Origin of the sequence: Micromonospora sp. C95, from assembly GCF_018070465.1 — a bacterium.
Classification (GTDB): Bacteria; Actinomycetota; Actinomycetes; order Mycobacteriales; family Micromonosporaceae; genus Micromonospora.
In genome coordinates this window covers 13,334-39,965 of record NZ_JAGPXT010000026.1, presented here as the reverse complement: position 1 = coordinate 39,965, position 26,632 = coordinate 13,334, and the positions used below count along the sequence as shown (strand labels likewise).

Here is a 26,632-nt window from a genome sequence, read left to right as displayed (position 1 = left end):
CTTTGTTGACGAATTCGACAGCGGACGAGCACCGGCTCGACAGGTTCCGGCAGCTCTGGGACGAGATCGCCCCGATCGGGCGGGACGAGCGCAGCGGCGGCTACCTGCGGTACGCGCTCACCGAGCCGGAGCTGCGGCTGCGGCAGTGGTTCCGGGCGCAGGCCGCCGAACGGGCCATGCCGGTGACCGACGACGGCAACGGCAACCTGTTCGCCTGGTGGGGTGACCCGGACGCCGGTGACGCGATCCTGGCCGGCAGCCACTTCGACTCGGTGCCGCACGGCGGGGCGTACGACGGTCCGCTGGGCATCGTGAGCGCCTTCCTCGCGGTCGACGAACTGCGCGCCGAGGGCGTCACGCCCGTCCGGCCGCTGGCGGTGGCGGCCTTCGTGGAGGAGGAGGGCGCCCGGTTCGGCGTACCGTGCCTGGGGTCCCGGCTGCTCACCGGCGCGCTGGACGTCGAGCGGGCGGCCGGGTTGCGCGACGCCGGCGGGGTGAGCTTCGCCGAGGCGCTGGGTGACCGGCCGGCGGGGGCCCGACCGGAGCTGCTCGGCCGCTTCGCGGCCTTCGTGGAGTTGCACGTCGAGCAGGGCCGCGCGCTTGTCGACCAGGACGCGCCGGTGGCCGTCGCGAGCGCCATCTGGCCGCACGGCCGCTGGCGCTTCGACTTCACCGGCGAGGGCAACCACGCCGGTACGACGCGGATGGCCGACCGCCGCGACCCCATGCTCACGTACGCGTTCACGGTGCTCGCCGCCAACAAGGAGGCGCGGCTGCGCGGCGCCCACGCCACCGTCGGTCGGGTGGCGGTGGAGCCGAACGCCACGAACGCGATCCCGTCGCGGGTGACCGGCTGGCTGGACGCCCGCGCGGCGGAGCCGGAGACGCTGAGCGGGATGGTGGACGCCGTGCACGGCAAGGCCGTCGAGCGGGCCCGCCGGGACGGCACCGAGGTCGCGCTCACCGAGGAGTCGGCGACCCCGCTGGTGGCCTTCGACGGCGGGCTGGCCGACCGGTTGGCCGGGCTGCTGGGCGCGCCGGTGCTGCCCACCGGGGCGGGGCACGACGCCGGGGTACTCGCCGCCCACGTGCCCACCGCGATGCTGTTCGTCCGCAACCCGACCGGGGTGTCGCACTCGCCCGCCGAGTCCGCCACCGACGCCGACTGCGCCACCGGGGTGACCGCCCTGGCCAGGGTGCTGGCGGAGTTGCTGCGATGAGTGCCACCCGGTGGCTCGCGGAGTACGCCTGGCTTCCCGGGGAGGCCGAGCCGACCCCGGACGTGCTGATCGAGACCGTGCACGACCGGATCACCGGCGTCACCGCGCTCGCGCCGGACGGTCGGCCCGACGCCGGTGTCGAGGTGCTGGCCGACGCGGTGCGACTGCCGGGGCTGACCCTGCCGGGGCTGGCCAACGCGCACTCCCACGCGTTCCACCGGGCGCTGCGCGGGCGTACCCACGCCGGGCGCGGCGACTTCTGGAGCTGGCGCGACCGGATGTACGCGGTCGCCGGCCGCCTCGACCCTGACTCGTACCTGGCGCTGGCCCGGGCGGTCTACGCCGAGATGGCGCTGGCCGGCATCACCTGCGTGGGCGAGTTCCACTACCTGCATCACGGGCCCGGCGGCAGCCGGTACGCCGACCCGAACGCGATGGGTGCGGCGCTGGTCGAGGCGGCGGCGCAGGCGGGCATCCGGCTGACCCTGCTGGACACCTGCTACCTGACCGCCTCGGTGGACGGCCGGCCGCTGGTCGGGCCGCAGCAGCGGTTCGGCGACGGCGACGCGCTGCGCTGGGCGGAACGGCTCGACGCGTTCACTCCGGACGGCGGGCACGCGCGGCTCGGCGCCGCGATCCATTCGGTACGCGCGGTGCCGGCCGAGCAGCTCGCCACCGTCGCCGGCTGGGCGCACCGCCGCGGCGCGCCGCTGCACGTGCACCTGTCCGAGCAGCCCGCCGAGAACGACGCCTGCCGGGCGGTGCACGGCTGCACCCCGACCCGGCTGCTCGCCGAACACGGGGTACTCGGCCGGGCCACCACGGCGGTACACGCCACCCACCCGACAAGCGCCGACGTGGGCCTGCTCGGCGAGAGCCGGACCGGGGTCTGCCTCTGCCCCACCACCGAGCGGGATCTCGCCGACGGTATCGGTCCGGCCCGCCGGATGGCCGACGCCGGCATTCCGCTCAGCCTCGGCAGTGACAGCCACGCGGTGATCGACCTGTTCGAGGAGGCGCGCGCCGTCGAACTGGACGAGCGGCTGCGCACCCGCAAGCGGGGCCACTTCACCGCGGCGGAGCTGTCGACCGCCGCGAGCAGCGCCGGACACGCCGCGCTGGGCTGGACCGACGCCGGCCGGATCGCCGTCGGCGACCGCGCCGACCTGGTCACCGTGCGGCTGGACAGCGTACGCACGGCCGGGGTGACTCCGGCGGGCGTCTGGTTCGCGGCGAGCACCGCCGACGTCGCGCAGGTGGTGGTGGACGGTCAGGTGCTGGTCCGCGACGGTCGGCACGTACGGGTGGACGTACCGCAGGAACTGGCCACGGCGATCGCGGAGGTGACCGCCCCATGAGCAGCCTGCTTGTGGACAACATCGGTGAGCTGGTGACGAATGTGGCCGGCTCGGGCGAGGGCGGCCCGCTGGGGATCCGGCGACGCGCCGCGCTGCTCGTCGAGGAGGGCGAGGTGGCCTGGGTCGGCCCGGCGGCCGACGCACCGGCGGCGGACGGACGGATCGACGCGGCCGGCGCGGCGGTGCTGCCCGGCTTCGTGGACAGCCACGCCCACCTCGTCTTCGCCGGGGACCGGGCCGCCGAGTTCGCCGCCCGGATGGCTGGCGAGCCGTACACCGGCGGCGGTATCCGTACCACGGTCGGCGCCACCCGGGCCGCCTCCGACGGCGAGCTGCGGGCCACCGTGCGCCGGCTGCGCGCGGAGGCGCTGCGCCAGGGCACCACCACCATCGAGATCAAGAGTGGGTACGGCCTCACCGTCGCCGACGAGGCCCGCTCGCTGCGGATCGCCGCCGAGGTCACCGGGGAAACCACCTTCCTCGGCGCGCACGTGGTACCGGCCGAGTACGCCGACCGCCCCGACGAGTACGTGGGGCTGGTCTGCGGGCCGATGCTGGCTGCCGCCCGGCCGTACGCCCGCTGGATCGACGTCTTCTGCGAGCGGGGCGCCTTCGACGCCGACCACGCCCGGGCGATCCTGACCTGCGGGCAGGCGGTCGGCCTGGACGTGCGGGTGCACGCCAACCAGCTCGGCCCCGGACCGGGCGTGCGACTCGGGGTGGAGCTGGGAGCGGCAAGTGTGGACCACTGCACCCACCTGACCGACGCCGACGTCGACGCGCTGGCCTCGACCGCGTCGGACGACGGGCAGACCGCCACCGTGGCCACCCTGCTGCCCGGTGCCGAGTTCTCCACCCGGTCGCCGTACCCGGACGCCCGTCGGTTGCTCGACGCCGGGGTGACCGTGGCGCTGGCCACCGACTGCAACCCCGGCTCGTCGTACACCTCGTCGATGCCGTTCTGCATCGCCCTGGCCGTCCGCGAGATGCGGATGACCCCGGCGGAGGCGGTCTGGGCCGCGACCGCCGGCGGCGCGCGGGCGCTGCGCCGTGACGACGTCGGGGTGCTGCGGCCCGGCGCCCGGGCCGACCTGATCATCCTCGACGCACCGTCCCACCTGCACCTGGCCTACCGGCCCGGGGTGCCTCTAGTCCGCCAGGTCCTGCACAACGGAGTACCGCGATGACCGTCACCATCCAGCCCACCGGAGTCTCCCCCGCCGACGTGCTCGCCGTGGCGCGCGGCGGTGCGAAGGTGGTCCTCGACCCGGCCACCGTCGACGCGATGGCCACCAGCAGGTCCATCGTGGATGGCATCGAGGCCGCCGGCCGTCCCGTGTACGGCGTGTCGACGGGTTTCGGGGCCCTGGCCAACACCTTCGTCGCGCCCGAGCGCCGCGCCGAGTTGCAGCACGCGCTGATCCGGTCGCACGCCGCCGGGGTCGGCGCGCCGATGCCCCGGGAGGTGGTGCGGGCGATGATGCTGCTGCGGGTCCGCTCGCTGGCGCTCGGCCACTCCGGGGTACGGCCGCTGGTCGCCGAGGCCCTGGTGGACCTGCTCAACCACGAGGTCACCCCGTGGGTGCCGGAACACGGTTCGCTTGGTGCCTCAGGTGACCTGGCCCCGCTGGCGCACTGCGCGCTGGTGCTGCTCGGCGAGGGCTGGGTGCTCGGCCCGGACGGCGGACGGGTGCCGGCCGCCGACGCGCTGCGCCGGGCCGGCCTCGCCCCGGTCGAGCTGGCCGCCAAGGAGGGGCTGGCGCTGATCAACGGCACCGACGGCATGCTCGGCATGCTGCTGCTCGCCATCGCCGACGCCGCCCACCTGTTCACCATGGCCGACGTGACCGCCGCCCTCGCCATCGAGGCGATGCTCGGCTCGGAACGGCCGTTCCTGGCGGAGCTGCACGCCATCCGCCCGCATCCTGGCCAGGGCGTCTCGGCCGCCAACATCCACCGGCTGTTGCAGGACTCGGCGGTGATGGACTCGCACCGCGACGACCTGGCGCACGCGGTACAGGACGCCTACTCGATGCGCTGCGCGCCGCAGGTGGCCGGCGCGGCCCGGGACACCCTGGAATTCGTCCGGACCACCGCCGCCCGGGAACTGGTCTCGGTGGTGGACAACCCGGTGGTGCTGCCCGACGGCCGGGTCGAGTCGACCGGGAACTTCCACGGCGCACCCCTCGGCTTCGCGGCGGACTTCCTGGCCATCGCCGCCGCCGAGGTGGGCGCGATCGCCGAGCGTCGGGTGGACCGGCTGCTCGACGTGACCCGGTCCCGGGACCTGCCGGCGTTCCTCTCCCCCGACGCCGGGGTCAACTCCGGGCTGATGATCGCCCAGTACACGGCCGCCGGGATCGTCGCCGAGAACCGCCGGCTGGCCGCGCCGGCCTCGGTGGACTCGCTGCCGACAAGCGGCATGCAGGAGGACCACGTCTCGATGGGCTGGGCGGCGACAAAGAAGCTGCGCACCGTGCTGGACAACCTGACCAGCCTGCTCGCGGTGGAACTGCTCGCCGCCGTACGCGGGTTGCAGTTGCGGGCACCGTTGGCCCCGTCGCCGGCCGGGCGGGCGGCGATCGCCGCGCTCGGGCCGGCGGCCGGCGAACCCGGCCCGGACGTGTTCCTGGCCCCGGTGATGGAAGCCGCCCGCGCGGTGCTGGCCGCCCCCGACCTCCGTACCGCCATCGAGCAGGAGATCGGCCCCCTCGGCTGAGGCCGGGTGATGGCGCCCGAGACGCCGCAACTCGTGCCTTCAACCGCCCCGGATACCGCGACATGCCGCAACTCGTGTCGCGGGTCAGAGCACCTTGGCGACCAGGGCGGCCAGCTCGCGCAGCGCCTTGCCACGATGGCTTATCGCGTCCTTCTCCGGCGGGGTCAGCTCGGCGTTCGTGCGGTCCTGGCCGTCGCCGAGGAAGATCGGGTCGTAACCGAACCCGCCGTCGCCGCGCGGGGCACGCAGCAGGCGACCCGCCTGCCGGCCGTCGACCAGGTGTTCCTTGCCACCGGGCAGCACCAGGGCGACGGTGCAGACGAAGGAGGCACCCCGGTGCTCGTCCGGCACGTCGCCGATCTGGTCGAGCACCAGTTGGAGGTTGGCCTGGTCGTCACCGTGCCGCCCGGCCCAGCGGGCGCTGAACACCCCCGGCATCCCGTTGAGCGCGTCGACGGCCAGCCCGGAATCGTCGGCGATCGTCGGCAGCCCGGTACGCCGGCAGCCCTCCCGCGCCTTGATCAGCGCGTTCTCGCCGAAGGTCAGCCCGGTCTCCGGCAGCTCCGGGTACGCCTCGACGTCGTCCAGCCCGATCAGGGCGACCCGGTGCGCGCCCAGTGCGCCGTCCAGGATGCGCTGCAGCTCGATCAGCTTCTTCTGGTTCCGCGTGGCGAGCAGCACCTTGTTCATGGGAGCAGAGCCTTCCGCTGGGCTTCGGCCAGGTCCAGGCAGCCGACCACGGCCAGGTCGAGCAGGGCGTCGAGCTGGTCGCGGGCGAAGACACCGGCCTCGCCGGTGCCCTGCACCTCGACGAAGTCGCCGGTGCCGGTGCAGACCACGTTCATGTCGACCTCGGCGGCCACATCCTCGTCGTAGCACAGGTCCAGGCGCGGCTCGCCGTCGACCACACCGACGCTCACCGCCGCCACCGACCGGTGCATCACCTTCTCCGGCTGCCCGCTCAGGGCCTTGCGGGCGGCGAGCCAGTTCACCGCGTCGTGCAGCGCCACGTAGGCGCCGGTGATCGCGGCGGTCCGGGTGCCACCGTCGGCCTGCAGCACGTCGCAGTCGAGCACGATCGAGTTCTCACCGAGCGCCTTGAGGTCGATCGCGGCGCGCAGGCTCCGGCCGACCAGCCGGGAGATCTCGTGGGTACGCCCACCGACCCGACCCTTGACGCTCTCCCGGTCGGACCGGGTGTTGGTGGCCCGGGGCAGCATCGCGTACTCCGCGGTCACCCACCCCAGCCCGGAGCCACGGCGCCAGCGCGGTACCCCCTCGGTGACGCTCGCGGTGCAGAGCACCCGGGTGCCGCCGAATTCCACGAGCACCGAGCCCTCGGGATGGGTGCTCCACCCGCGGGTCAGGGTCACCGGTCGAAGTTGGTCGGGTCGCCGCCCGTCAGGTCGCGCCATCCCTGCACCCTATGTGGTCCGCCGATCGCACCCTCCCCGGGTGTCCGCCGCGTCCTCGGCCGGCTGGCGGGATCAGCGGTCGGTGTGGGCGTGGTGCGCCCGGAGGAACCCGGCGACCGCTGCCGGCCAGCCGAACTGCTCCGCCCGATCGCGGGCGGCGGCCCGCCGATCGGCCTCGGGACGCGACAGCAGCCGGTCGACGGCCCCGGCGAACGCCGCCGGGGTGCCGGCCGCGGCGAGCCCGCCCGGGCCGACCACCTCGGGTAAGGCGCTGGCCGCGTTCACCACCACCGGGGTGCCGCAGGCCAGCGCTTCCAGACCGGCCAGGCCGAAGGTCTCCACCGGGCCGGGGGCCAGGACCACGTCGGCGCCGGCCAGCACCGCCGCGAGGGCACGACGGTCGGGCAGGAAGCCGGTGAAGGTGACGGGCAGCCCGGCCGCGCGCCGTTGCAGCGCGGTGCGGCGCGGGCCGTCACCGACCATCACCAGCACCGCCGGCACACCGGCCCGGCGCATCTGCGCCAACGCGTCGACGGCCAGCTCGGGCCGCTTCTCCACGGACAGCCGCGCGCAGTGCACCAGCAGCACCTCGCCCGGGTTCGCGTACCGGTCGCGGACCGCCGGGTCGGCGCGGCCGGGGTGGAAGGTGTCCAGGTCGACGCCGAGCGGTACCAGGTCGACATGGGGCACGCCGAGGCGGGCGAACTCCTCGGCCGCCCATCGGGTGGTGCAGACGATCCGGTCGTACCGGCGGGCCGTGTCGGCGTTCAGCCGGTCGGCGAGCCGCCGTCCCACCGGGCCGGGTACTCCCCAGGTGCCCAGCAGGCCGGTGAGGGACTCGTGCGAGACCATCACCGACGGCACGCCGTTCGCCCGCGCCCAGTCGCCGGTCCAGCGCAGCGTCGCGCGGTCGGACACCTCCAGCCGGTCGGGTGCGAGCGTGGTCAGCAGCCGCGCCAGCCGGCGGCGGGCGGTCAGCAGCCGGTAGCCGCCACTGTGCGGCAGCGGTGGTCCGGCGAGCGTGACCACGCGGCCCCACGGGTGCTGTTCGTCGTCGTCGCGGCGGCCGGGCACCACGAGCACCGGTTCGTGCCCGGCCGCCCGGTAGCCCTCGCCCAACTGCTGCAACGCGGTGCGCAGCCCGCCGGAGGTTCCGGTGACGAAGCTGGCCAGCCGGACGATCCGGAGCGCGCGGGTGGGCGCGCCCGAGGTCTGGGTGGCGGTGCCGGTGCGCTGGAGCGTGCTGGTGCGGTCCGGGTGGGAGCCGGTCACGACGCCGCCGGCAGGTCGAGGGCGGGCGTGGTGGCGCGGGCGGCCCGGTAGTGCCCGACGAGTTCGTCGCCGACCGCCGCCCAGCTACGTCCGCTCACCTCCGCGCGCGCCGCGATGCCGTACGCCTGCCGGCGTGCCTCGTCGGCGGCCAGCCCGGCCACCGCTTCGGCGATCGCCTTGTCGTCTCCGGGTGGCACCAGTTCGCCGGTCCGGCCCGGGGTGACCAGGTCGACCGGCCCGCCGCTGGCCGGCGCGACCACCGGAACCCCGCTGGCCAACGCCTCCTGGATGGTCTGGCCGAAGGTCTCGTGCGGGCCGGTGTGCACGAACAGGTCGAGGCTGGCGTAGAGGCGGGCCAGCGCCTCGCCGTGCTGGACGCCGAGGAACCGCACGCCGGGCAGGTCCCGTTCGAGCTGGCGGCGGGCCGGGCCGTCACCGGCGACCACGACCCGGACACCGGGCAGCCGGGCGGTGGCGGCGAGCAGGTCGACCCGCTTCTCCGGGGCGAGCCGTCCCACGTAACCGATCAGCAGTTCCCCGGCGGGGGCGAGGGCCCGGCGCAGGCTCGGGCAGCGCTTGTCCGGGTGGAAGCGCTCCGCGTCGACGCCCCGGCGCCACAGCCAGACCCGCTGCACGCCGTGCGCGGCTAGGTCCTCGGCGGCCCGGGTGGAGGGGGCCAGGGTGCGGCGGGCCGAATTGTGGATCTCCCGCAGCCGCCGCCAGGCCGCGGCCTCGCCCCAACCGACCCGGTACGCCCGGGCGTACGCGGCGACGTCGGTCTGGTACACGGCGACGGTGGGCAGCCCGTGCCGGGCCGCCAGCGTCGCCGCCCGGGCGCCCAGAATGAACGGGCTGGCCAGGTGCACCACGTCGGGCGAGTGCTCCAGCAGCACCCCGGCCAGCCGGTTGTTCGTCGGCACGCCGAGCCGGAAGCCCTGGTAACGCGGCAACGGCACGCTCGGGATGCGGACCACCGGGTACGGGTACCGGTCGGTGTCGCGGCGCAGCGTCCCCGGCGGGGCGGGTGCGATCACCAACGGCTCGTGGCCGCGGGCGACGAGGTGCTCGGCGGCCCGCACGACCGAGTGGGCGACTCCGTTGACGTCGGGCGGGAACGACTCGGTCACGATGGCGATCCGCATGTCTTCACCGTGGTGGTGGCAGCGAAGGTCCAGGAGACGTCCAATTGACCGCCCGGCGAACAGTGCGGCACGAACCCGCGCCCGGTCGGTCAGACCTCGTAGCTGGCGCCGGGCCGGACCACTTCCAGCGGACCGGCGTACGCGGCGGAGGCGGCCGCCACCGTCAGCGCCTCGCTACCCCAGGCGGGGACCAGATGGGTCAGCAGCAGCCGCCCGACGTTGGCCTTGGCGGCTGCCTCGCCCGCCTCACCCCCGGTGAGGTGCAGGTCCGGCGGGTTGTCGGCGCCGTCGAGGTAGCTGGCCTCACAGAGAAAGACGTCGGCGTTCTGGGCCAGGCGCAGCAGCGCCTCGCAGGGCGCGGTGTCCGAGGAGTAGCAGAGCACCCGGCCGGCGTGTTCCAGGCGTACGCCGTAGGTCTCCACCGGGTGCAGCACCCGGTCGACGGTGACGGTGAACGGGCCGATCGGGAAGGTGCCGGGTTGCAGCGCGTAGAACTGGTAGACGTCCTCGACGGTGCTGTCCTCCTGCCCGTACGCGGTGGCGAGCCGGTCCGGGGCGCCAGCCGGCGCGTACACCGGCAACGGCGGGTACGGCCCGTCCGGGGCGTACCGCCGCACCACCACGTAGGTGGCGGCGTCCAGGATGTGGTCGCAGTGCAGGTGGGTCAGCAGGATGGCGTCCGGGGCGTGCAGCCCGGCGTAGCGTTGCAGGGTGGACAGTGAGCCCGAGCCGAAGTCGACCAGGAGCCGGAAGTCCTCGGCCTCCACGAGGTAGGCGGAGCAGGGGGACTCGGGTCCGGGGAAGCTGCCCGCACAGCCCAGGACGGTCAGTCGCATCGAGTTGTCTCGCTGTCACGATAGGTAGTGAACGTGCCGGCCGCCGCTCCGGCGGTGATCACTACCGACGCGTACGCCACGCTGGGCAGCCTACGCCCGCGCGTGCAAGGGCAAGAATGATCTGCTGGAAGTTGTCATCAACGTGACACCGGTTTCGCCCGTCCGATCGACCACCCGTCACCGAAGTGGTCGGTTCGGGTGGACCGACGCGACGAGGGCCACCGCCGCGTTGCCGGTGGCCCTCGTCACATGTCGGTCGCGCCGCAGGTCAGGCCCAGAGCTGACCGTCCAGCGCCTCCTCCGCGTCGGCGAGCGTCCCGCCGTACGCCCCGGTGCTCAGATATTTCCAGCCGCCGTCACTGACCACGAACGCCACGTCGGCCCGGCGGCCGGCCCGCGCGGCCTCGTGCGCCACCGCCAGCGCGGCGTGCAGCACCGCGCCGGTGGAGAAGCCGACGAACAACCCCTCGACCTCCACCAGTTGCCGGGTACGCAGTACCGCGTCCCGAGTGCCGACGGAGAAGCGACGGTTGAGCACGGTCGCGTCGTAGAGCTCCGGGACGTACCCCTCGTCGATGTTGCGCAGCCCGTAGACCAGCTCGCCGTAGCGGGGCTCGGCGGCGACGATCTGGATGCCCTCGACCTTCTCGCGCAGGTAGCGTCCGGTGCCCATCAGGGTGCCGGTGGTGCCGAGCCCGGCCACGAAGTGGGTGATGGTCGGCAGGTCGTGCAGCAGCTCGGGCCCGGTCGTCTCGTAGTGCGCCCGGGCGTTCGCCTCGTTGCCGTACTGGAAGAGCATCACCCAGTCCGGATGCTCGGTGGCGATCTGCTTGGCGGTGGCCACCGCCTGGTTGGAGCCGCCCGCCGCCGGCGAGAAGATGATCTCTGCGCCGTACATCCGCAGCAGCTGCACCCGCTCGGTGGAGACGTTCTCGGGCATCACGCAGACCAGGCGGTACCCCCGCAGCTTGGCCACCATGGCCAGCGAGATGCCGGTGTTGCCGCTGGTCGGCTCCAGGATGGTGTCGCCGGGCCGGAGGCGGCCGGCCGCCTCCGCGGCCCGGACCATGAACAGGGCGGCCCGGTCCTTGATGCTGCCGGTGGGGTTGCGATCCTCGAGCTTCGCCCACAGCCGCACCGGCGGCGCGCCTTCGGGCACCGTGGGTGACAGTCGGGGCAGCCCCACCAGGGGCGTTCCGCCGCAGGCGTCCAGGAGGCTGTCGTACCGCGTCATCGCGGCCGCCTCAGCTCGCGGTGACGCGCGCCCGGCGCTCGGCCGGCGCGGCCTCGACGTGCTGGCCCGGGGCCGCCGCGGTGGCACTGTGCTGCGCCATCGCCGCCGCCGCGGCGAAGCCGAACGCGCCACCGGCCACCGCGGGCAGGATGGTCACGCTGTCGCCGTCGTTGAGCTTGGCGTCCAACGCGCCGAGAAAGCGGACGTCCTCGTCGTTGACGTAGACGTTGACGAAGCGGTGCAGCGCGCCGGCCTCGGTGACCAGCCGGCCACGCAGCCCGGAGTGCCGCGAGTCCAGGTCGGTGAGCAGGTCGTTCAGCGTGTCACCGCTGCCCTCGACGACCTTCGCGCCGCCGGTGTAGCTGCGCAGGATGGTGGGGATGCGAACCTCGATGGCCATGGTGTCGTACTCCTCGATCGGGTAGGTGCTCGGTGACGGGAAGGGGCGTGCGGGGGCTGAGGGTGGTCAGCGGCCCGAACACTCGTAGTCGACCGTCGCCGGGCTCTGCCCGAACATGTATGACTGCACGGCGTGTGGATCCACCCCGGCGTCGAGGATCCGCACCGGCTCCTCGGTCACCACGCCGTCCACGATGCGGAAGGAGCGGATCTCCTCCGTGTCGGGCTCGCGCGTGGAGACGAGCAGATAGTGGGCGTCGGGCTCACCGGCGAAGGAGATGTCCGTCCGTGACGGGTACGCCTCGGTGGCGGTGTGCGAGTGGTAGATGACCACCGGCTCCTCGTCCCGGTCGTCCATCTCGCGCCACACCCGCAGGTGCTCCATCGAGTCGAACTCGTAGAAGGTCATCGACCGGGCGGCGTTCTCCATGGGGATGTGCCGGGTCGGCGTGTCACTGCCGACGGGACCGGCGACCACACCGCAGGCCTCGTCGGGGTGATCCCGACGGGCGTGGGCGACGATCGCGTCGACGATCGACCGGTCGATGCTCAGCACGCCGCCAAGGGTAGCGCCCGATCACGGCCGACCGCGAGGCGGCGCCGGTCACAGTCACTCGATCAAGGCGTTGAGCAGGGATTCCTGGAGGTATCCGAGATACGCGTAGACCGAAAGTTGGAACACCCGGCTGGAACTCGGATCGTCGGCGACCGCGTCGTCGAGCTCCGCGCCCAGGTCCGTCCCGTCCTTGATCTCCAGCCGTACGCCCATCGCCAGCCGGGCGTCGTTGAGTGCCCGCAGCCACGCCTCGGCCGCCTCGGCGTCCAGGCGGACCTCCCCGCCGCTGTCGCCGGGCAGGGCGGCCAGGATCGCACCGGCCTGATCGATCTTTGCGGTCTTCAGGTCACCTTCGGTGTACCGGCGGAACTCGGCGGTGCCCGTCGCGTCTTCCGGGTAGACCTCCGGGAAGAGCCGGCAGACAACCGGGTCGGAGTGGTCGAAACCGTCGGTGAGCAGGCCGACCACCTCGGAGGCGACCTTACGGAGCACCCGCACCTCGTCCACCGCGAAGGTGGCGATGTACCGGTCGCCCCGGCGGCGGAACATGCTCACGGTGCCATCCCTGTTCGCGACTGCGGGGCTCGCAAACCCGGCTCACTCCTCGCGCTCACGGTGCCATCCCTGTTCGCGACTGCGGGGCTCGCAAACCCGGCTCACTCCTCGCGCTCACGACCGGTCCACCGTCGCCCAGAGACCGTACGCGTGCAGCTGGGAGGCGTCGTGCTCCATGCGTTCCCGGGCCCCGCTGGAGACCACCGCCTTGCCCTTGTGGTGCACGTCCAGCATGAGCTGCTCGGCCTTCTCCCGGCTGTATCCGAAAAGCTTCTGGAACACCCAGGTCACGTAGGTCATCAGGTTGACCGGGTCGTCCCACACGATCGTCACCCACGGCCGGTCGGCTGCCGGCACCTCATCGGTGTCCGGGGTCTCGACCGGTGCAACCTGCGGAGCCGCCATGCCCCCCATCGTGCCACCGGATCCGGGGAATCGAGGAACCGGAACGCCGGACCAGCCCGGATCACCATCGACGGCCGCGCTCTCGCCCCGGCCGACCCGGTTCCGGGCGTGCACGGACCCCCCGCCGGCATCGCCGGCGGGGCGCACGGCAGCCGGGTCAGGCGAGCAGGAGGCCGTGTTCGGCAGCATCGGACAGCACCGCGCCGAGCGAGAGCCGGACCGCCTCGAACCGGCGGGCGACCTCTCGGGACAGCTCCAACTCGATTTCCCGCAGCGCCCGCTGCGCCCAGGCCCGCGCCGCGCTCGGGTCGTTGTTGCCGGGTGAACGCCAGTGCTGCCAGCAGCCCCCGGACAGTGCCACGGCCACCGGTGGGAGCACCGCCGTGCGGGGCGACGTGGGGTACGCGGACAGCATGTCGACAGCCGCCGGACCGGTGAGCGACGCCACGCCCGCTGTGCTGGTGACGAGGAAGGCCCGCGCCAGTTCCTGCCCGGCGGGGTCGTCGACCAGGCCCCAGCGGACCGCCTTGTCGATGCGCCGGCGAACTCCCTCGGGCAGAGGCGCACCGAAGAGCCGGCCGGCGGCGTCGTCGACGAGTTCGCCGGCATGGTGGTCGCACTGCGCGGTGGCCAGCAGCGACAGCGCCGCCACCTCCCGGTCGAGGAGTTGGGGCAGGCCGGCGCAGCCGACGCCGAAGACGATCTCCTGCACCAGGCGCAGGTGCATGTTGGCCAGCTCCAGGGCGAGGTGCTGGCGGATGCGCCGGGCCGCGGTGCGGGCCTGCCGGTCGAGCTGTTCCGACCATTCACCCGGCTCGGCGAGCACCGGCACCCGGCCGCGCTCCCCCGGCAACTCGGGCGGTTCCAGACTGCCCCGCCGTAGTTCCTCGGCCGACGCCCAGTCCACGAGTGCCCGCCGCAGGTCGGCCTCGCCACCGGTGACCAGCGGGAACCAGCGGGCGTCGGCCAGCCCGGGCACGGCGGCGAGCAGCGCGGCCCGGTGTGCCTCGACGGTGACCGTGACCGGATCGACCGCCGGGCCGCCGGACTCCCCCGACTCCCACACCGCCGCCGTACCCTCGCCGGCCGCCCAGCCGGCGGCGCCCGGCGTGACCGCGAAGAAGACCCGCACCGGTGTCCCGGCGAGGTCGGACAGCAGACTCAGCTCGGTGGCGCCGAACGACTGATCCGCCGCGATCACGAACAGGAGCGCACCGGCCCGCCCCACCGCGTCGCGCAGCACGCCGCAGCCGGCCGCGCCCAGCGTGGCGATGTCCGGCGTGTCGACAACCCCGAAGCGTCTCGTCAACGGCTGGGGCAGGCTCAACTCGACCCGGCGCGGCGGCCTGGCCAGCGCCGGACCCGCAGTCGGCAGTTCGGGCCGGTACGCGTGCGGCGTACGGTAGCCGGGCACGTAGGCGGCCCGGGTGGGTTCGGCACTGTGCCGGATCACCAGCCAGCCGCCACTCGGCACCACGAGCAGCCCGGAGTCGAGTTCCAGCAGCGCGGCGAGTACGCCGGTGCGCCCGGCGCCGGCGGGACCGGCCGCGACCACCGCGACCGGCTCCCGGGCGTCGGTGCTGGACACGCCGAGCCGCTCCGGAAAGGGCCGGCGTCCAGGCGGCCCCACCGGGTCGTCGGGCGTGCCGAGATGGTGGAGCGGGCCCGGCTTCATCAGGCGGCGGCCTCCGAGGCAGGGCGACCGGCGAGCCGGCCGCAGTGAGCATCCGGTGTCGACACTCGGATTCCGGAAGGGTAAGGGGGCGAGCGCCGGGAACGGGACAATTGCGATACTCACCGGTAACTCTACAACTACTCAAGTTCCCCCTCGCGCGCTGCCGTACGGGCCACAGTTCCGTCGATATGCTGCGCGAATGAGTCGGTGGAGCTTCGTGGGCCGGGCTGAGCAACTCGACCGTCTCCGGATGGCGGTGGCCGGCGTGCGTGGCCGGGGAGTCCTCTTCACCGGCAGCGCCGGCATCGGCAAGAGCCGGCTGTTGCACGAAGGTGTCGAGGCGTTGCCCGGCGACGAGTACGCGGTCTGGCGGATCGCGGCCAGCGCCACCACCTCCGCGATGGCCTTCGGCGGCCTGGTCCAGGTGCTGCCGGAGCAGCCGCAGGGGCTGTCACCGGCCGGCATCCTGCGCTGGGCCGTCGACGTGTTGCAGCAGCAGGCCGCCGGGCGGCGGATCGTCCTCGCGGTCGATGACGCGCACCTGCTCGATCCGCCGTCGGCCGCGTTGGTGCACCTGGTGGCCCGCGCGGAGAACGCCTCCGTGGTCGGCACCCTGCGCGACGGGGAGCAGATCCCGCTGCCGATCCGCGCACTGTGGACAGATGGCCTGGTGGAGCGGGCGGAGCTGGGCCCGATGCCACCGGACGAGACCGCCGCGATGCTGACCGCCATCGTCGGCGGTCAGGTGGACAGCGGCTCCACCGACCGCCTGGGTCGGCTCAGCGCCGGCAACCCGTTGCTGCTGCGCGAGCTGGTGCACGCGGCCACCAACAGCGGTGAACTGGTCGAGCGGTACGGCGTCTGGACCTGGACGGGCCGGCTGGAGCTGGCGCCCAGCCTGACCGAGCTGATCGACATCCGGATCGGCCAGCTCACCTCCGGCGTACGGGCGGTGGTCGAGCTGGTCGCGTTCGGCGAGCCGCTCGGCCTGCGGCTGTTGCACCAGGCCGTGGAACAGCACGACGTGGAGTACGCCGAGGAACGCGGCCTGATCACCATGGTGGAGTCCGACCGGCGCCTCGACGTCCGGCTGGCGCACCCGCTCTACGGCGAGGTGGTACGCCGGCAGTGCCCGGTGAGCCGGACCCGCCGGTTGCAGGCGCACCTGGCGGACCTGCTGGAGAAGGTCGGCAAGCGACGGCGGGAGGATCTGCTGCGGGTGGCGAGGTGGCGACTGGCCTCCGGCACCGCGCAGGACCCGGCGATGCTGATCGCCGCCGCCGGTGAGGCGTTCGCCCGTTACGACGTACCCCTGGCGACCCGGCTGGCCCGCGCGGCGCTCGACGCCGGTGGCGGCTTCGACGCGGCCGAACTGCTGGCCACCATTCTGATGTTCGCCGACCGGCCGGCCGAGGCGCTCGGCGTGCTCGACGCCGTCGCCACCGACGCGGGTCAGGAGGAACGGCTCAGCCGGTGGCTGACCGTACGCGGCATGGTCAGCTACTGGGGGCTGAGCCAGGCGTCCACCGTGGAGGAGATCGCCGCCGAGGGCACGAAGCTGACCGACGCCGCCGCCCAGGCTCGGGTCCGCGCCTTCGAGGCGATCATGCGGCTGCACCGGCTGGACGCGCCGGCCGCGCTTCGGCTCGCGCAGGGCGTGCTGGACCGGCCGGCGGCCAGTGTCGCCGCCCGCGAGCTGGCCCGCTGCACGATCGCACACCTACAGGCCGTGCAGGGGCAGCTGTGCCGCAGCGCCTCCGCGGTGGACCTGGTGCAGGCGAAGGTGGCCAGCTGGCGGGCCGACATGCCGTACCTGCAACTGGCGGTGGAGCTGGCCCGAGGCACCCGGCTGGCCCTCTCCGGCGATCTCGCCGGCATCGACGCGCTGGTGGCCGACGAGTTCGCCGACCTCGCCGACGCGGGTGACTTCCGGCTCGGCACCGGCTACCTGGCGATCCTGCGGGCGTACGCGGCGCGGCTGCGCGGACGCAGCGACAGCGCGTTGCAGGCCGCGCTCAGTGCCTGCGCGGTACTGGCGACCAGCCGGGTCTACGCGGGCCTGGCCCAGTCGGAGCGGGCCCAGGCCGCCGCGTTGCGTGGCGACGCCCGGCAGGCCGCCGAGGCGATGGCCGAGGCCGACCGCCTGCACTCGCCGACCATGGTGGTGCTGTACCCATGGCTGGAACAGGCCCGGGCGGCGACGCTGGCTGCCGGTGGTGAGACCGCCACCGCGGTGAAGCGGCTGCACGCCCTGGTGGACCGGCTGCGCGCGGACGGCTTCGCCGGGCACGAGGCCCTGGTGCTGCACGACCTGGTGCGGCTGGGGCAGGCCGGAGCGCAGACCGGTCCGAGGTGTTCCGACGGCGATCGCCGCACCGTGGCGCAGCGGTTGACCGAGCTGTCCGAGCAGGTCGACGGGGAGTTGCCGCCGCTGCTGGCTCGGCATGCGCGGGCGTCGGCCGACGGCCTGCCGGAGGGGTTGCTCAGTGCCGCCGACGGTTTGGCGGAGCGGGGGCTCGACCTGCTTGCCGCCGAGGCCGTAGCGGAGGCCGTGCACCTGTTGCGGCAGCGTCGCTCGCCCGAGGTCGGGCAGGCCCGGCAACGGCTCGGCGCGCTGCTCGCCGGGTGTGACATGGTGCACACTCCGGCGCTCCAGGCGGCCACCCCGACGTTGACCGACCGGGAGTGGCAGGTGGCGCGGCTCGCGGCGGTCGGCGGCACCAGCCGCGCCATCGCCGAGCAGCTGTTTCTCTCCGCCCGCACGGTGGAGAACCACCTGCAACGCGTGTACACCAAGCTCGGGGTGACCAGCCGGGCGGAGCTGCGCATGGCCCTCGGCACGATCCCGGGGCACGACGGCACGACGGCGATGTGAACCCTAGTCTGAGTGGGTGCACACCCTTCGTCCCGCGCTGCTGACCGACCACTACGAGCTGACCATGGTCAGCGCCGCCCTGCGCGACGGCACGGCTGACCGGCGCTGCGTGTTCGAGGTGTTCAGCCGGCGGCTGCCCGCCGGCCGCCGGTACGGCGTGGTCGCCGGCACCGCACGCCTGGTCGACCTGATCCGGGCGTTCCGCTTCGACCCGGCCGAGATCGAGTACCTACGCCGCACCGGAGTGGTGGACGAGCCGGGGGCCGAATGGCTGTCCCGGTACCGGTTCACCGGCGAGATCGACGGGTACGCCGAGGGCGAGCTCTTCTTCCCCGGCTCGCCGATCCTGACCGTCTCCGGCGGCTTCGCCGAGTGCGTGGTGCTGGAGACGCTTGTGCTGTCGGTGCTCAACCACGACTGCGCGGTGGCTGCCGCCGCGGCGCGGATGGTCACCGCCGCCCGCGGCCGGGCGCTCATCGAGATGGGCTCGCGGCGGGCGCACGAGGAGGCGGCGGTCGCCGCGGCCCGGGCGGCCTATCTGGCCGGCTTCCGGTTCACCTCCAACCTGGCCGCCGGCCAGCGGTACGGCATTCCCACCGCCGGCACCGCCGCGCACGCCTTCACCCTGCTGCACGACGACGAGCGGGCCGCGTTCGCCTCGCAGGTCGCCACGCTGGGCAAGGACACCACGCTGCTGGTCGACACGTACGACATCAGCCAGGGCATCCGCAACGCGATCGAGGTGGCCGGGCCGGAGCTGCGGGCGGTCCGCATCGACTCCGGCGACCTGGCCGTGATCGCCCAGCAGTCACGGCAGCTGCTGGACTCTCTCGGCGCCACCGAAACGAAGATCATCGTTTCGGGTGACCTCGACGAGTACGCCATCGCGGCGTTGGCCGCCGAGCCGGTGGACATGTACGGCGCGGGCACCGCCGTGGTGACCGGTTCCGGCGCGCCCACCGCCGGGCTGGTCTACAAGTTGGTCGAGGTCGAGGGCCGCCCGGTGGTCAAACGGTCCGAGCAGAAGGCGACCATCGGCGGGCGCAAGGTCGCCGTCCGCCGGCACAAGCCGACCGGTACGGCCACCGAGGAGATCGTCGTACCGCAGGGGGTGCCGGACCACCGCCCCAACGACCGGCTGCTGCAACGGTCGTACGTCGTGGATGGCGAGCCGATGGCCCTGCCGACGCTCGACGAGTCGCGGGAGCACCTGCGGCAGTGCCTGATCTCTATCCCGTGGGAGGGTCTCAAGCTCTCCGCGGGCGATCCGGCCATCCCGGTCACCGTGGTACCCGCCGAGTGAGAGGAGTGAGGTCGGTGAGCAACGCGCTGATCATCGTGGACGTGCAGAAGGACTTCTGCGAGGGCGGCTCGCTGGCCGTGGCCGGCGGAGCGGGAGTGGCGGCCGGGATCTCCCGGCTGCTGGCCACCGAGCCGGACCGCTGGGATCACGTCGTCGCGACGAAGGACTACCACATCGACCCCGGCACGCACTTCGCCGACTCGCCGGACTACGTGAGCACCTGGCCCCGGCACTGCGTGGTCGGCACGCCCGGCTCCGAGTTCCACCCGGAGCTGGCCACCGACCGGATCGAGGCGATCTTTCACAAGGGCGAGTACGCCGCCGCGTACTCCGGGTTCGAGGGGCACGCCGACGACGGCGAGGGTCTGGCCGACTGGCTGCGACGACGCGGCGTGGCCCGGGTGGACGTAGTCGGCATCGCCACCGACCACTGCGTGCGGGCGACCGCGCTGGACGCCGCCCGGGAGGGTTTCGCCACAAGCGTGCTGCTGGACCTGACGGCGGCCGTCGCGCCGGACACCACGGACGTCGCGTTGCGCGCGTTCGAGGGGGCCGGAATCACCACATCCGGCGCCCCTGTGATCAAGGCCGCATGAGGCGTTAATTCGTTGGCAGCCGTCGCGCCGCGGGTCGAGGATGTCCGGCGGAGGTACGGACCGACGTGAACATGAAGCCTTACCGGGAGGCGCTCGCCCTGCCCGGCCTGCGGTCGCTGCTGCTCGTCGCGGTGCTGGCGCGGGTTCCGCTGACCGCCACCGGCGTCACGCTCACGTTCTACGTCGTGCAGGACCTGGGGCGCGGGTACGGTGCGGCCGGTCTGGTGGGCGCGGCGATCACCGTCGGCGCCGCGGTCGGCGGCCCGCTGCTCGGCCGCCTGGTGGACCGTCGTGGCCTGCGGCCCGTGCTGGTTCTCACCACCGTCGCCGAGGCCGCCTTCTGGTCGACCGCACCGGTGCTGTCGTACTACCTGCTGCTGCCGGCGGCCTTCCTGGCCGGCCTGTTGGCGCTGCCAATCTTCTCGGTGATCCGGCAGTCCGTCGCCGCGCTGGTACCGCCGGAGAAGCGTCGGCCGGCGTACGCCCTGGACTCGATGTCGGTCGAGCTGTCGTTCATGATCGGTCCCGCCCTGGCCACGGTGGGTGTCACCACCATCTCCGCCCGCCTCACGCTCTACCTCGTCGGTGCCGGCATCGTCGTCGCCGGGGTGGTGCTGTGGCTGCTCAATCCGCCGGTACGCAGCGCGGCCGAGACGTCGACGGGCCCGCAGCCACGGGTGGCGCGGCGGCAGTGGCTGACCTCGCGCCTGGTCGCCGTGTTCGCGGTCAGCGCGGCGGCGACCCTGGTGTTGGGCGGCACCGACGTGGCGGTCATCGCGGTGCTGCGGGAGAGCGGCGACGCCGGCTTCACCGGCGCGGTGCTCTCCGTCTGGGCGGTGGCGTCCCTGCTGGGCGGATTCGCCTACGGCGCGGTCCGCCGCTCGTTCTCGCCGGTGGCACTGATGGGCCTGTTGAGCCTCTGCACCATCCCCGTCGGACTGGGCGGCTCCCACTGGTGGCTGCTCTGCCTGGCGTTGATCCCGGCGGGAGCGCTCTGCGCGCCGACCATCGCGGCGACCTCCGACACCGTCAGCCGGCTCGCACCGGCCGGCGTACGCGGTGAGGCGATGGGCCTGCACGGCTCGGCGGTCACCGTCGGCATCGCGGTGGGTGCCCCACTGGCCGGCGCGGTCATCGACGCCTCGGCACCGCTGTGGGGGTTCGCGGTCACCGGCGCGATCGGTGCCCTGGTGGCCCTCGCGGTGCTGCCGATCGAGCTGCGCCACCGCCGCGCGGACATCGCGGCCACCACCCGCCCCGGCGACGAGCACACCGCGCCCTCCCTCACCCCGGCCGCCTCCTGACCCACTCCCGACGCGCCACCCGGCCAGCAGATCGCTAGACGGCACGGCAGATCACCGCACACCGGGCAAATCGCCGAGCGGCCAGCGGATCACCGCCGCTGGCGCCGTGTCGCCGAGCCAGACCTGGTGGTGACTTTGCGTGACCATCCGCCCCACCCCCACCTCCCCTATCCGCTGCCTTTGCTCTGCTTCAACCGACGCAATGGATTACGGACCGTGTCGCATCGGCCGGCACGCCCTCACCGAGCCGCCACATCACAGCAGCTCAACCGCTATTGCGTGGGTTGAAGCAGAGCAAAGGACGGAAGGGGACAGATGGGTTTCATTCCAGGGCCATCACGCAGAGTGCACAACTCGGCGCCATGACTGCTTGTCACGGAGAGCGACACCCGATGCGGCGGTAGTGGCGCGGATGGGGTCGCGGACCTGATACCAGCCTCGGCCCTCGGCAGGGGAAGGACGAGACGGGCGCCGACCCCGGTGTGGGGATCGGCGCCCGTCGTGCGACGCGGTGGGTCAGCGGCGGTCGGTGTCGCTGGCCACGTCCTCGGTGTAGCTGGCACCACCGTCGGACTCGCTGGTCAGCGGCCTGGAACCGCCCTCGGGCGGACCGGCCAGGGTCTGCCCGGCAGCCAGCTCGGGGAACTTGTGGTCGAAGGCCGGCCGCTCGGAGCGGATCCGCGGCATCCGGTCGAAGTTGCGCAGCGGCGGCGGCGAACTGGTCGCCCATTCGAGCGAGTTGCCGTGACCCCACGGGTCGTCGACCTCGACCACCGGGCCGGCCTTGTACGACTTCCAGCAGTTGTAGATGAACGGCAACGTCGAGATACCGGTGATGAACGCGCCGATCGTGGAGATCATGTTCAGCGTGGTGAATTCGTCGATGGGCAGGTAGTCGGCGTACCGCCGGGGCATGCCCTCGCTGCCCAGCCAGTGCTGGATCAGGAACGTGGTGTGGAAGCCGATCATGGTGAGCCAGAAGTGAATCTTGGCGAGTCGCTCGTCGAGCATCCGGCCGAACATCTTCGGGAACCAGAAGTAGATCCCGGCGAAGACCGCGAAGACGATCGTGCCGAAGAGCACGTAGTGGAAGTGCGCCACCACGAAGTAGGAGTCGTGCAGGTGGAAGTCCAGCGGCGGGGCGGCCAGCAGCACTCCGGTCAGACCACCGAAGAGGAAGGTGACCAGGAAGCCGAGGGAGAACAGCATCGGCGACTCGAAGCTGATCTGCCCCCGCCACATGGTGCCGATCCAGTTGAAGAACTTCATGCCGGTCGGTACGGCGATCAGGTAGCTCAGGAAGCTGAAGAACGGCAGCAGCACCTGACCGGTGGCGAACATGTGGTGCGCCCAGACGCTCATCGACAGGCCGGCGATGGCGATGGTGGCGGCGACCAGGCCCTTGTAACCGAAGATCGGCTTACGGGAGAAGACCGGGATGATCTCGCTGATGATGCCGAAGAACGGCAGCGCGATGATGTAGACCTCGGGGTGGCCGAAGAACCAGAACAGGTGCTGCCACAGCATCGGCCCGCCGGTCTCCGGGCTGTACACGTGCGCACCCAGCAACCGGTCGGCGGCCAGCGCGAACAGCGCGGCCGCCAGCAGCGGGAAGACCAGGATCACCAGGAGGCTGGTGACCAGCATGTTCCAGGTGAAGATCGGCATCCGGAACATGGTCATGCCCGGCGCGCGCAGGGTCAGGATCGTGGTGATCAGGTTGACCGCACCGAGGATGGTGCCCAGACCGGAGATGGCCAGACCGACCACCCACATGTTGGCGCCGACACCCGGGGAGTGCTCGACGGTGCTCAGCGGCGTGTAGGCGGTCCAGCCGAAGTCCGCCGCGCCACCCGGGGTGAGGAAGCCAGCGGTGGCCATGGTGCCGCCGAACAGGTACAGCCAGTAGGCGAAGCTGTTCAGTCGCGGGAAGGAGACGTCGGGAGCACCGATCTGGATGGGCACCACGTAGTTGCCGAACGCGAACACGATGGGCGTCGCGAAGAACAGCAGCATGATCGTGCCGTGCATCGTGAACAGCTGGTTGTACTGCTCAGGCGACAGGAACTGCAGGCCGGGCCGGGCCAGCTCGGCCCGCATGATCAGGGCCATCAGGCCACCGATCATGAAGAACACGAACGCGGTGACCATGTACATGATCCCGATCTGCTTCGCGTCCGTGGTCCGCAGCAGCCGCGCGATGGCCGACCCCTTGACCGGCTCCCGGACCGGCCAGGGCCGGGTCACGACCGGCTTGGGTGCGACGGTGGTCACGAGTGGCCTCCGGTTCTGGGTTGTCCCGCTCGGCACGCGCTGACTCGGCGGGCCGTCATCCGCAAGGAGGATAGTCCCCGGCAGGTGACAGCACCGCGTGGGGTCGCTCGGGGGTGATCACAGCGGACCGAGAAGCAGCCGGTAGTGCTCCCCGAAGATGCGGTCGCCGCGTCCGCGCAGCAGCGGGTCGCGCAGCGCCGGCGGCACGTCTCGGGTGCGGTTGCGGTCCCGGGTCCGGTCCTGCACCCATCGGGTACGCGGCCGACGGCGACTCTCGTACGCGGTGAGCGCAGCCTCGACGCTGCCCGCCGCGCGTAGTGACTCGGCGAGCACCACCGCGTCCTCCAGGGCCATCGCGGCCCCCTGGGACAGGGTCGGCGCGGTGGCGTGGGCGGCGTCGCCGACCAGCAGCACCCGGCCCCGGTACCAGCGCCCGAGTTCGACCTCGTCGGTGGTGGTGGCGTACACCCCGTCGAGCGCGGCGAGCACCTCCGGCACCGGTCCGCCGTACTCGCCGAACAGGTCACGCAACCGGGCCAGCGGGTCGTCCGGCAGGTCGGTGCCGGCCTCGTCGGCGTAGCAGTGCAGCCGACCGGCGCCGATCGGCACCACGAGAAAGCCGCAGCGTCGGCCGAGCAGGGCGGTCCACTCGTCGACCGGCGGACCGTCCCGGACGACGCCGCGGTAGACCACCTGCCCGGCCGGGCGGGGTGGGCCGCCGAGCGCGGCCAGTGCCCGGATCGAGGAACGCGGCCCGTCGGCCCCGATCACCAGGTCGTACTCGGTCTGGGTGCCGTCGACGAAGGTGACGCCGACGGCGGCCGGCAGCAGCTCGATGGTGCGTACCTCCGCGCCGTGCCGGACCGCGCCGCCGGCACCGCTGAGCAGCACCCGGTGCAGGTCGGAACGGGCCAGCGCCCGGCACTCGCCGACCCCGGTCCAGAGTGCGTCGAGGTCGACCTCGCACAGCGGCGCACCGGTCGAGTCGAGGAACCGCTGCCGGTGGATGACCTTCCCGTACGGGCGGACGGGGTCGTCGAGGTCCAGCCGGCGCAGCGCGCGGGCCGCGTTGCCGGGCAGGTACAGGCCGGCGTCGGTGAGGTCGTGCGGCGGCGCCTTGTCGGTGAGGTCAGGCCGAAAGCCCGCCAGGCGCAGCGCTCGGGCCACGGCCAGCCCGGCGATGCCCGCGCCGACGACGAGGATGCGCAGGGGGGAGCCACGCATGGGGGTGTACGCCTCCGGAGGGGGTTCGGCACGCGTTGAAGGCAAGAGACTACTCGGCGCAATCGGTACACACCAGAGGCAACCGGCTCACCTCCGGCACCCCTCGGCAGCACCGGATCCACCCGTCGGCGCTGGTCACCAGCCAGCCGGGGCCGGTGAATGTCCGATCGTGCGCCCACGACACACGTCGCAATTGACGCCAATCGCCCGCAGCGGTTGCGCCCATTGTTTCAAGGATGTAAATGTGACGATGAGCATGGGAGCGCTCCCGCAACTGTCGACGGCGCGTTCCCGACCGCTCCGTCCGCATCCGTCCCGGCGTCGCAACGACGTCGCAGCGCTAGGAGCATCATGAGACGTACCTTGCGGGCCATCGTGGCCGTCGGGCTGGCCGCCGCCGGCTCGATCGTCACCGTGGCCCTCGGCGGATCCGCCTCCGCCGACACCCAGATCTGCGAGCAGTACGGCTCGACCGTGATCCAGAACCGGTACGTGGTGCAGAACAACCGTTGGGGCACCACCGCCCAGCAGTGCATCAACGTCACCAACAACGGCTTCGAGATCATCACCCAGAACGGCAGCAGCCCGACCAACGGCGCTCCGACGGCGTACCCGTCGGTCTTCTTCGGCTGCCACTACACCAACTGCTCCCCCGGCACCAACCTGCCGATCCAGGTCAGCCAGATCAGCAGCGCGACCAGCAGCATCAACTACCGGTACGTGAGCAACGGCACCTACAACGCCTCGTACGACATCTGGCTGGACCCGTCGCCCAAGCGCGACGGCGTGAACCAGATGGAGATCATGATCTGGTTCAACCGGCAGGGCCCGATCCAGCCGATCGGTTCACCCGTCGGCAACGCCAACATCGACGGCCGCAACTGGGAGGTCTGGCGGGGCAGCAACGGCTCCAACAACGTCATCTCGTACGTCGCCCCGTCGGCGATCAGCAGTGCGAACCTGAACCTGCTGGCGTTCATCAACGACACCCGCAACCGGGGTGCGATCACGAACTCCTGGTACCTGACCAGCATCCAGGCCGGCTTCGAGCCCTGGCAGGGCGGCGTCGGGCTGGCCGTGACGAACTTCTCCGCCGCGGTCAACGGCGGCGGCAACAACCCGCCGCCGAGCAACCCGCCGCCCACCACGCCCCCGCCCTCGGGTAGCGGCTCGTGCGCGGTGAAGTACACGGCCAACTCGTGGAACAACGGCTTCACCGCCGACGTGCAGATCACCAACACCGGTTCCAGCACGATCAACGGCTGGACCCTGGCCTACTCGCTGCCGTCCGGGCAGCAGGTGACCAACTCCTGGAACGCCACGGTGAGCCAGAGCGGTTCGTCGGTGACCGCCCGCAACGTCGGCTACAACGGCACGATCTCACCCGGCGGCTCGGCCAGCTTCGGCTACCAGGGCACGCTCAACGGCTCGTACGCCAACCCCACCGCCTTCACTCTCAACGGCGCCGCCTGCTCCCGCTCCTGACGAGCGCTTGCTGGGGGTGCGGCGTACGCCGCACCCCCAGCATTCGCCGATCAGGCCGTCTGACGGCACCGGCCGATGTCCCACCCGGGGTTGCTCCGCGCTGTCGGGAACTCGCAGACTTGGCAGCCACGACGATGGGGGCCGAGCTGCCGTGGACGTACGCCTGGAAGGTGACGGGATAGTCCTGCGCCCGTGGTCCGAGGGCGACCTGGGCCAGTTGGTCACGCTCTTCGACGATGCCGAGATGGCGTACCGCCTGCCGGTGGCGACCCCGTTCGACCTGCTCGCCGCCGAGGCGTACCTGAACACCGCCCGGCGCGCCGAACAGGCCGGTGCCCGGATCTACCTCGCTGTCACCGACGGCGATGACCTGGCCCGTGGCGAGGTGATGCTCAACCTGGCCGCCGGCACCATCGGCTACGCGATCGGCCCTGCCTATCGCGGTCAACGCCTGGCCAGCCGGGCTCTTCGGCTGATGACCGGGTACGCCCACCGGGTGGTCGGCCTGCCGACTGTTTACCTGGAGATCGAGTCGGACAACGCCGGCAGCGTGGCCGTGGCCCGGTCCGGCGGTTACCGGCCGACCGACGACGATCCGGTTTTCGTCGAGGACAAGGGCCGCCGCTACGCGCTGCACCGCTGGGCGCACACCGAACCGGCACCGCCGGCCGTCACCTGACGACGACGACCGACGGCACCGCGCACGGCATGCGGCATCTCGGGCTCTCCCGACGTGGTGAGAGCCCGAGATGCCGCAAATCGCGGCGGTGCCGCGGGGCGTCGCG

23 protein-coding genes are annotated in these 26,632 nt (G+C 72.6%); 10 read left to right on the top strand and 13 right to left on the bottom strand.

Translation table 11 applies throughout. The features are described 5' to 3' along the window. Positions 1-5: 5 nt before the first annotated feature. The 4 genes from KBX00_RS23615 to hutH are packed head-to-tail and all read left to right on the top strand — an operon-like array spanning position 6 to position 5,297. Positions 6-1,220: an allantoate amidohydrolase gene (locus KBX00_RS23615; protein WP_374225355.1), complete on the top strand. Its 1,215-nt coding sequence runs from the start codon at positions 6-8 to the stop codon at positions 1,218-1,220. Then, complete coding sequence (locus tag KBX00_RS23610) at positions 1,217-2,578, top strand: formimidoylglutamate deiminase (protein WP_210830250.1); 1,362 nt, start codon at positions 1,217-1,219, stop codon at positions 2,576-2,578. Before KBX00_RS23615 ends, KBX00_RS23610 begins: the two co-directional genes overlap by 4 nt. Further along, the gene (hutI, locus tag KBX00_RS23605) at positions 2,575-3,765 is read left to right on the top strand and encodes an imidazolonepropionase (RefSeq protein ID WP_210830249.1); all 1,191 of its coding nucleotides are present in this window, start codon (positions 2,575-2,577) and stop codon (positions 3,763-3,765) included. The genes KBX00_RS23610 and hutI overlap by 4 nt, the downstream gene beginning before the upstream one ends. After that, positions 3,762-5,297, top strand: coding sequence for a histidine ammonia-lyase (gene hutH, locus KBX00_RS23600; RefSeq protein ID WP_210830248.1), 1,536 nt, complete (start codon positions 3,762-3,764; stop codon positions 5,295-5,297). Before hutI ends, hutH begins: the two co-directional genes overlap by 4 nt. 84 nt (positions 5,298-5,381) lie before the next feature. Here the strand turns inward: hutH and rdgB are convergent, their stop codons facing one another. The 11 genes from rdgB to KBX00_RS23545 form a co-directional block, all read right to left on the bottom strand. After that, a complete protein-coding gene (gene rdgB, locus KBX00_RS23595) occupies positions 5,382-5,987 on the bottom strand; it encodes an RdgB/HAM1 family non-canonical purine NTP pyrophosphatase (RefSeq protein WP_210830247.1) in 606 nt (201 codons plus the stop codon). Then, positions 5,984-6,712, bottom strand: coding sequence for a ribonuclease PH (gene rph, locus KBX00_RS23590; RefSeq protein ID WP_210830246.1), 729 nt, complete (start codon positions 6,710-6,712; stop codon positions 5,984-5,986). The genes rdgB and rph overlap by 4 nt, the downstream gene beginning before the upstream one ends. 72 nt (positions 6,713-6,784) lie before the next feature. After that, entirely contained in the window at positions 6,785-7,894 is a 1,110-nt protein-coding gene (locus tag KBX00_RS23585) for a glycosyltransferase (protein ID WP_307869062.1), read from the bottom strand. Between the two features lie 86 nt (positions 7,895-7,980). Continuing rightward, positions 7,981-9,126 (bottom strand): glycosyltransferase family 1 protein, encoded by a 1,146-nt coding sequence (locus tag KBX00_RS23580; RefSeq protein WP_210830244.1) that lies wholly within the window; start codon positions 9,124-9,126, stop codon positions 7,981-7,983. Positions 9,127-9,215: 89 nt separating this feature from the next. Beyond that, the gene (locus tag KBX00_RS23575; RefSeq protein ID WP_210830243.1) at positions 9,216-9,962 is read right to left on the bottom strand and encodes an MBL fold metallo-hydrolase; all 747 of its coding nucleotides are present in this window, start codon (positions 9,960-9,962) and stop codon (positions 9,216-9,218) included. 268 nt (positions 9,963-10,230) lie between these two features. Then, positions 10,231-11,196: a PLP-dependent cysteine synthase family protein gene (locus KBX00_RS23570; RefSeq protein ID WP_093401916.1), complete on the bottom strand. Its 966-nt coding sequence runs from the start codon at positions 11,194-11,196 to the stop codon at positions 10,231-10,233. A 10-nt stretch (positions 11,197-11,206) separates the two neighbouring features. Beyond that, complete coding sequence (locus KBX00_RS23565) at positions 11,207-11,596, bottom strand: MoaD family protein (RefSeq protein WP_301548479.1); 390 nt, start codon at positions 11,594-11,596, stop codon at positions 11,207-11,209. Between the two features lie 66 nt (positions 11,597-11,662). Continuing rightward, a complete protein-coding gene (locus KBX00_RS23560; protein WP_164445901.1) occupies positions 11,663-12,151 on the bottom strand; it encodes a Mov34/MPN/PAD-1 family protein in 489 nt (162 codons plus the stop codon). Positions 12,152-12,205: 54 nt separating this feature from the next. After that, positions 12,206-12,700: a DUF2017 domain-containing protein gene (locus tag KBX00_RS23555; protein WP_210830278.1), complete on the bottom strand. Its 495-nt coding sequence runs from the start codon at positions 12,698-12,700 to the stop codon at positions 12,206-12,208. 120 nt (positions 12,701-12,820) lie between these two features. Continuing rightward, positions 12,821-13,111 (bottom strand): ATP-dependent Clp protease adapter ClpS, encoded by a 291-nt coding sequence (clpS, locus tag KBX00_RS23550; protein ID WP_093401920.1) that lies wholly within the window; start codon positions 13,109-13,111, stop codon positions 12,821-12,823. Between the two features lie 157 nt (positions 13,112-13,268). Continuing rightward, positions 13,269-14,699, bottom strand: a complete 1,431-nt coding sequence (locus KBX00_RS23545; protein ID WP_307869060.1) for a hypothetical protein — start codon at positions 14,697-14,699, stop codon at positions 13,269-13,271. Positions 14,700-14,985: 286 nt separating this feature from the next. Here KBX00_RS23545 and KBX00_RS23540 point away from each other — a divergent pair, with 286 nt between their 5' ends. The 4 genes from KBX00_RS23540 (at position 14,986) to KBX00_RS23525 (ending at position 20,864) form a co-directional block, all read left to right on the top strand. Continuing rightward, the gene (locus KBX00_RS23540) at positions 14,986-17,661 is read left to right on the top strand and encodes a LuxR C-terminal-related transcriptional regulator (protein WP_210830241.1); all 2,676 of its coding nucleotides are present in this window, start codon (positions 14,986-14,988) and stop codon (positions 17,659-17,661) included. Between the two features lie 16 nt (positions 17,662-17,677). Continuing rightward, complete coding sequence (locus tag KBX00_RS23535) at positions 17,678-18,964, top strand: nicotinate phosphoribosyltransferase (RefSeq protein ID WP_210830240.1); 1,287 nt, start codon at positions 17,678-17,680, stop codon at positions 18,962-18,964. A gap of 14 nt (positions 18,965-18,978) precedes the next feature. Next, positions 18,979-19,560, top strand: coding sequence for an isochorismatase family protein (locus tag KBX00_RS23530; RefSeq protein ID WP_210830239.1), 582 nt, complete (start codon positions 18,979-18,981; stop codon positions 19,558-19,560). Positions 19,561-19,631: 71 nt separating this feature from the next. Next, entirely contained in the window at positions 19,632-20,864 is a 1,233-nt protein-coding gene (locus KBX00_RS23525) for an MFS transporter (RefSeq protein ID WP_210830277.1), read from the top strand. A gap of 516 nt (positions 20,865-21,380) precedes the next feature. Here KBX00_RS23525 and ctaD read toward each other — a convergent pair. Together ctaD and KBX00_RS23515 are read right to left on the bottom strand one after the other, a co-directional pair. Beyond that, positions 21,381-23,138 carry a cytochrome c oxidase subunit I gene (gene ctaD / locus KBX00_RS23520; RefSeq protein WP_210830238.1) on the bottom strand — a complete coding sequence of 586 codons (1,758 nt, stop codon included), beginning with the start codon at positions 23,136-23,138 and terminating at the stop codon, positions 21,381-21,383. 117 nt (positions 23,139-23,255) lie between these two features. Then, the gene (locus KBX00_RS23515) at positions 23,256-24,362 is read right to left on the bottom strand and encodes an FAD-dependent monooxygenase (protein WP_210830237.1); all 1,107 of its coding nucleotides are present in this window, start codon (positions 24,360-24,362) and stop codon (positions 23,256-23,258) included. A 351-nt stretch (positions 24,363-24,713) separates the two neighbouring features. On the opposite strand from KBX00_RS23515, the gene KBX00_RS23510 reads away from it, so the two are divergent. Further along, a complete protein-coding gene (locus KBX00_RS23510) occupies positions 24,714-25,847 on the top strand; it encodes a cellulose binding domain-containing protein (RefSeq protein WP_210830236.1) in 1,134 nt (377 codons plus the stop codon). Positions 25,848-25,998: 151 nt separating this feature from the next. Further along, a complete protein-coding gene (locus KBX00_RS23505; protein ID WP_210830235.1) occupies positions 25,999-26,526 on the top strand; it encodes a GNAT family N-acetyltransferase in 528 nt (175 codons plus the stop codon). Positions 26,527-26,632 lie beyond the last annotated feature (106 nt).

What these genes read in the sequence shown, in the direction of transcription:
- KBX00_RS23610 (WP_210830250.1), top strand. Translation starts at nt 1,217, where the DNA reads ATGAGTGCCACCCGGTGGCTCGCGGAGTACGCCTGGCTTCCCGGGGAG.
- hutI (WP_210830249.1), top strand. Translation starts at nt 2,575, where the DNA reads ATGAGCAGCCTGCTTGTGGACAACATCGGTGAGCTGGTGACGAATGTG.
- hutH (WP_210830248.1), top strand. Translation starts at nt 3,762, where the DNA reads ATGACCGTCACCATCCAGCCCACCGGAGTCTCCCCCGCCGACGTGCTC.
- rdgB (WP_210830247.1), bottom strand. Translation starts at nt 5,987, where the DNA reads ATGAACAAGGTGCTGCTCGCCACGCGGAACCAGAAGAAGCTGATCGAG.
- rph (WP_210830246.1), bottom strand. Translation starts at nt 6,712, where the DNA reads ATGGCGCGACCTGACGGGCGGCGACCCGACCAACTTCGACCGGTGACC.
- KBX00_RS23580 (WP_210830244.1), bottom strand. Translation starts at nt 9,126, where the DNA reads ATGCGGATCGCCATCGTGACCGAGTCGTTCCCGCCCGACGTCAACGGA.
- KBX00_RS23575 (WP_210830243.1), bottom strand. Translation starts at nt 9,962, where the DNA reads ATGCGACTGACCGTCCTGGGCTGTGCGGGCAGCTTCCCCGGACCCGAG.
- KBX00_RS23570 (WP_093401916.1), bottom strand. Translation starts at nt 11,196, where the DNA reads ATGACGCGGTACGACAGCCTCCTGGACGCCTGCGGCGGAACGCCCCTG.
- KBX00_RS23565 (WP_301548479.1), bottom strand. Translation starts at nt 11,596, where the DNA reads ATGGCCATCGAGGTTCGCATCCCCACCATCCTGCGCAGCTACACCGGC.
- KBX00_RS23555 (WP_210830278.1), bottom strand. Translation starts at nt 12,700, where the DNA reads ATGTTCCGCCGCCGGGGCGACCGGTACATCGCCACCTTCGCGGTGGAC.
- clpS (WP_093401920.1), bottom strand. Translation starts at nt 13,111, where the DNA reads ATGGCGGCTCCGCAGGTTGCACCGGTCGAGACCCCGGACACCGATGAG.
- KBX00_RS23540 (WP_210830241.1), top strand. Translation starts at nt 14,986, where the DNA reads ATGAGTCGGTGGAGCTTCGTGGGCCGGGCTGAGCAACTCGACCGTCTC.
- KBX00_RS23525 (WP_210830277.1), top strand. Translation starts at nt 19,632, where the DNA reads ATGAAGCCTTACCGGGAGGCGCTCGCCCTGCCCGGCCTGCGGTCGCTG.
- KBX00_RS23515 (WP_210830237.1), bottom strand. Translation starts at nt 24,362, where the DNA reads ATGCGTGGCTCCCCCCTGCGCATCCTCGTCGTCGGCGCGGGCATCGCC.
- KBX00_RS23510 (WP_210830236.1), top strand. Translation starts at nt 24,714, where the DNA reads ATGAGACGTACCTTGCGGGCCATCGTGGCCGTCGGGCTGGCCGCCGCC.